The 5,235-nt window shown below is 67.9% G+C and carries 3 protein-coding genes and 1 pseudogene; 2 read left to right on the top strand and 2 right to left on the bottom strand.

Annotated elements, in window-relative coordinates; translation table 11 throughout:
• Nucleotides 1-451: 451 nt before the first annotated feature.
• Together BMZ92_RS37745 and BMZ92_RS36570 are read right to left on the bottom strand one after the other, a co-directional pair.
• On the bottom strand, nt 452-592 hold the full coding sequence (locus BMZ92_RS37745) for a hypothetical protein (protein WP_177229039.1): 141 nt from the start codon (nt 590-592) through the stop codon (nt 452-454).
• Between the two features lie 312 nt (nt 593-904).
• A complete protein-coding gene (locus BMZ92_RS36570) occupies nt 905-3,217 on the bottom strand; it encodes a transketolase-like TK C-terminal-containing protein (RefSeq protein ID WP_091517266.1) in 2,313 nt (770 codons plus the stop codon).
• Nucleotides 3,218-3,349: 132 nt separating this feature from the next.
• Between BMZ92_RS36570 and BMZ92_RS36565 the strand changes: the two genes are divergently transcribed.
• Both BMZ92_RS36565 and BMZ92_RS36555 read left to right on the top strand, forming a co-directional pair.
• Nucleotides 3,350-3,829: an Lrp/AsnC family transcriptional regulator gene (locus BMZ92_RS36565; protein WP_091517265.1), complete on the top strand. Its 480-nt coding sequence runs from the start codon at nt 3,350-3,352 to the stop codon at nt 3,827-3,829.
• Nucleotides 3,830-4,427: 598 nt separating this feature from the next.
• Nucleotides 4,428-5,016: pseudogene (locus BMZ92_RS36555) on the top strand (integrase core domain-containing protein); the annotation flags it as partial.
• Nucleotides 5,017-5,235: the final 219 nt, after the last annotated feature.

Raw genomic sequence — 5,235 nt, 5'->3', positions numbered from 1 at the left:
ATCAACGCCCACTGCTCATCCGACAACAACCGAAACCGCGACACACCCGGAAGCATCCCAGCCAACAACCGAAATCATTGTCAGACACGCCCTAGCTGCGGGTGATTCGTGCGGATGCGTGGGGGTGGTTATGGGGGGAACCGACGAGGATGCGGTCGATCCTGCGTGCGTGCCGTGATTGCCCGATGGCGCGGTTGATCAACGGCGCGGTGAGTGGGTTTCGTTCGTTTAGGTGTGGCCCTCGCTGCCGTCCCGCCTACCGCCCACGTGTCGTGGTAGTACACGCTCTTGCCGTCGGTCGCAGCCTTGCCGGTCAGGAAACGCATGCCGTCGGCGTCAGGAGTCGCGTCGAAATCACCCGTGATGATGCTCGGCGCGGGCCAGCGGAGCTTCGCGTCGAACTGGGCGGTGGCCGCACCTGGGCGACCCGGGCTGCCTCGGAGTCCAGGCGTCACGACGATTTCGCCACCATGAAGAGGACGTCGAGACCGCTGGGGAGCGGGACGGTGGCCGCGATCGCGCGCTCGGCGGTGATGCCCTGCGGTAGCTCGATTCCTTCGATCGATGTCGGCTCCCAGCGCGACGCGAGCACCGAACCCGCCGTGGGCGTCGAGCGCAGGACGTCGTCTGGTGCGCCGTGTGAAAGCCGGTGCCGTCGAACAGGTATGCGAGCTGGTCGTAGTTGGTTGTGCGGGCGACTTCTCGGAGGGAAACGAGGTCCGGCTGGTTAGCGTGGATGGCGTCACTCAGCGGCCGTTACCGTTCGCGGTCGCCCTCGATATTCCAGATGTTGGCCGTGAGCAGGCGCACTGTCAGCGGACCAAGCATAGCGGCAACTCCTCTCAATTGACGACGAGAGGGTCTTAACCTAAATGCAACCTATGGTTTACTGTTTCAAACGTCTCTATCCGGTCACGTCCAGCGCCGCCCGGACGATGCTGTCCGCGTCCAGCCCGTGGTGCCGGTACACGTCCTCCAGCGACCCCGACTGACCGAACCGCGTCACGCCGAGCGCGGTCGTCTTGACGCGGTTGATCGTCGCCAGGAACGACAACGTGTGCGGGTGTCCATCCAGGACAGTCACGAGCGGCGTGGCGCGGTCTGCCGGGAAAACCTGGTCCAGCACCCAGGTTTCGGCCTCTTCGTGCCCCTGCCGCGCCCGCACCGCGCGGTAGAGCAGATCCGGGCTGGTCACGCACACGACGTCGGCGGGGATGCCGATCTGGTCCAGCCGGGCAGCCGCGTCGAGGGCTTCGGGCACCACGGCACCCATGGCCGCGATCGTGACCACCGCACCCGCAACCCGCCGCAACGGGTAGGCCCCGGCGACCACCTGGCGACGGCGGCGTTCGCGGGCGGCCGGGTCCGCGGGCACGTTCGCGAGGTTCTGGTCGACGGGCCGGGTGGAAAGCCGCAGGTACGCCGACGACCCACCGGGTTTGCCCAGCTGGCCGAGCGCGGCGAGCAGCGTCCATTCGGCGTCGAGGGCGAACGCGGGTTCGTAGGTCAGGCACCCGGGCTGCTCCAGCCCGATCGACGGCGTCTTGATCGACTGGTGCGCCCCGCCCTCGGGCGCCAGCGTGACACCGGACGGCGTGCCGATCAGGATGGACTGCCCGCCGGCGTAGATGCCGTACGACCACGGTTCCAGCGCCCGCTCGACGAACGGGTCGTACAACACGCCGATCGGCAGCAGCGGCTGTCCCCAGCGACTCCACGTCGCCCCCAGCTCACCGAGCAGGCCGACGAGGTTGACCTCGGCGATGCCGAGCTCGATGTGTTGTCCCGTGGGCTTTTCGCGCCAGTGCAGGATCGTCTCGGCGTCGTCGGCGAACCAGTCCGGGCGTTCCTGCACCGACCACACGCCGACCTTGTTGACCCAGCCGCCGAGGTTCGTCGTGGAGCTGACGTCGGGGCTCACGGTCACGACGCGGCGCGCGGTTTCGGGCGCCTCGCGGGTGAGGTCGAGCAGCGCGCGGCCGAGCGCGGCCTGCGTCGTCGCGGTGCCGGTGGGGGTGCGGCCGAAGTCGGCGGGCACCGGCGGCGGCGCGGTCACCGGGAATTCGGGACGGCGTAAGCGTTCCGCGGTGGCGCGGCACAGGTCCTGCTCGGGGCTGCCGTCGGGGAAGGGGCGCCACGGGTCGTCCAGGTCGGCGCCGAGCCGGTCGGCCAGCTCACGCATCTGGGCGTCGGTGAGCAGTGCCGAGTGGTTCTGCGGATGCCCCTTGGTGGCCAGGCCGTAACCCTTGATGGTGTAGGCGAAGATGACGGTCGGCCGGCTGTCGTCGATCTCGCGGAACGCGTCGTCGAGTGCGTCGAGGTCGTGGCCGCCGAGGTTGGCGATCGCGTCGACTAGCGTCGTGTCGTCGAGGTCGGCGAGGAGCTGGGCGATGGCGGCCGACGTGGGCCCGTCACCGGGCAGGCGGCGGCGCAGTTCGGGTGCGTCGCAGCGCAGTAGCCGCTGGTACTCCGGGTTGGTCATGGCGTCGATGCGCTGCCGCAGCTCCGCGCCGCCGGGCCGGGTGAACAGGTCCTCCAGCAGGCGGCCGTACTTGAGCCGGATGACCTGCCAGCCCGCCGCGGCGAACATGCCCTGCAGCTTGTCGGCGGCGATGTTGGGCACGATGCGGTCCAGCGACTGCCGGTTGAGGTCGACGATCCAGACGATCTCGCCCAGCTCGGCGACGCCGGGGTCGAGCACCGCCTCCCACACCGCGCCCTCGTCGAGCTCCGCGTCGCCGACGAGGGAGTACTGCCTGCCGGTTCCCGCACCGCCGAACGCCGTTTCGACGTAACGACGGGAGACCGCGCCCCAGATCGGGGCGGTCGCGCCGATGCCGACGGAGCCGGTCGAGTAGTCGGCGGGGTCGGGATCCTTGGTGCGGCTGGGATAGCTCTGCAGGCCGCCGAACTCGCGCAGCCGCGGGAGGTAGGACGCGTCGAGTCCGCCGAGGAGGTGGTTGAGCGCGTGCAGCACCGGCGAAGCGTGCGGTTTGACCGAAACGCGGTCCTGCGGGCGCAGGTGGTTGAACCACAGGGCGGTCATGATCGAGACCATCGACGCCGACGAGGCCTGGTGCCCGCCGACCTTGAGCCCGGACGGGTTGGGGCGCACGCGGTTGGCGTGGTGGATGATCGCGCTGGACAGCCACAGCACCCGGTCCTCGACCCGGCGCAGGACGTCGGTGCCGGAGGTGGTGGTAGCGGGCTTCGTCATCGGGCCGTCCTCGATCCGTGGTGCAGGTTGCTCACAGTGAAGCAACCTGCTGCACTGGTGCTCAACACCGAGACGTAACGTTGAGCAATCTGCTCAATGCGGCGGCTCGACGCGGAGGGAAAGGCGAGCACAATGCCCCATGAAGGCCCCGTCGACGCGGTTGACGCCAGGATCCTGCTCGAGCTGGCCGAGCACCCGCGCGCGACGACGCTCGCGCTCGCGGACCGCGTCGGCATCTCGCGCAACACGGCGCAGTCCCGCCTGACGCGGCTGGAGAGCGGCGGTGCGCTGACGTCCTTCGAGCACCGGATCTCGCCGGCGGCGCTGGGCTACCCGCTCACGGCGTACATCACGGCGCAGGTCACGCAGCGCCTGCTCGACGAGGTGGCCGCCGCCCTCGCCGAGGTGCCGGAAGTGCTGCAGGTGCAAGGCATTTCGGGCCCGGTGGACCTGATGATCCAGGTGGTCGCCTCCGACGCCGACGACCTGTACCGCGTGGCGGGCCGCATCCTCGCGATCCCGGGTGTGGAGCGCACGAACACCGCCCTGGTGATGCGGCAGCTGGTCGACCACCGGATCACGCCGCTGCTGCGCCGGGTGGCGGGGGAGTAGACCACAACACGGCTAACCGACCAACTTGGATTACTTCAATGCCCAATGACCAGCTGAGATGTCGTGTCTGCGGCCTCATCCAGGATGAGCCTCCCTGGGGCGAGGACGGACGGACGGCGACGTTTGATATTTGTGATTGCTGTGGGGTGGAGTTCGGATATGAGGATTCCACCTTGGAGTCGGCACGCCGGTATCGGCGGGCATGGTTGGAAAAGGGCGCTCATTGGCAAAATCCCAAGAATAGGCCAACTGATTGGGATCTTGAATCTCAGCTGAGGGCCGTTCCCGAGGGCTGGGCATAGCGCGGTGCCGGTTCGGTGTTGACAGCTCATGGGCGATACGTCGTTTTGGAACGTAGGTTCCAATGGACTTCGGATGTTGACTCAGGGTGGCTGTGGCGGACGCTGGCGGTCCTGGGTGTTCACGTGGGTTGCCGTCAGCGTTGCCTTCATCGTTCTGTGAGGTTGTAAAGGTGCGACCGTAACGGTGCCGTCGGGAGTGGTGTACTTGGCCTTGACGTTGGTGGCAGTGGGGTGACCTTGAGGTGGGGAGATCCTCCGGTGGGGGTGTGGCTTGTCCAGGACCCACGCCAAGTCGGATGTCTCGCCGTAATGTCCGCACGACGTTTCCGGGGAGACTGCTGATCGTCCAGCGTTATCGCGCCGGGTGGCCCCAGTCGCATATTGCGAAGGCGATGGGAATTTCGCGTAAATGTGTCAAGACGTGGCTGGACCGGCTCGCCCCCGAGGGCGAAGCCGGGCTGCACGACCGGTCCTCACGACCGCATTCCTCGCCACGGACCAGTGTGCAGACCGAGCGGCGGATCGTCGAGTTCCGGGAGCGGGAGCGTCGGGGCCCGGGCTGGATCGGTGCTGAGCTGGGCGTGCCGGTGGTCCGGGCGGGCAAGACCACCGCGAGGCGGTATGAGCGGGACCGGTCGGGTGAGCTGGTGCACATGGCCGTGAAGAAGATCGGTCGGATTCCCGACGGCGGTGGCTGGCGAGCCCCTGGCAACACGGCAAAGTGGAGCGCTACAACCGCACCCTGCAAACCGAGTGGGCCTACCGGCGGGTCCTCACCAGCAACGCCGACCGAACCACCGCCCTTGCACCTGGCTCGAGCACTACAACACTCAACGACGCCACAGCGCACTCGGCGGCCACCCACCCACCAGCCGACTACCACCCAATGCCCAAGTGCACCTAGCGGCCACCGGTGCGAGGCGGGAACCAGGGCGCCCGGTCGCGCTGGAGGATCTCGACGTGCACGACCTCGCCGTCCTGCTCCACCTCGAGGCCGACCTTGCGGGACTAGTGCCGCATCAAGCAACGTTGGGTAGGTAATCCGGTCGGCGGATCTTGGAGTTGACGGCGAAGTGACGCTTTGGGTGGCAGTGGCGGTTGCGC

This window comes from Amycolatopsis sacchari (assembly GCF_900114035.1).
Classification (GTDB): domain Bacteria; phylum Actinomycetota; class Actinomycetes; order Mycobacteriales; family Pseudonocardiaceae; genus Amycolatopsis_E; species Amycolatopsis_E sacchari.
This window is presented reverse-complemented; position numbering and strand designations above follow the sequence as displayed.

Coding starts and splice junctions, on each gene's coding strand:
- BMZ92_RS36570 (WP_091517266.1), bottom strand. CDS start 3,217: ATGACGAAGCCCGCTACCACCACCTCCGGCACCGACGTCCTGCGCCGG.
- BMZ92_RS36565 (WP_091517265.1), top strand. CDS start 3,350: ATGCCCCATGAAGGCCCCGTCGACGCGGTTGACGCCAGGATCCTGCTC.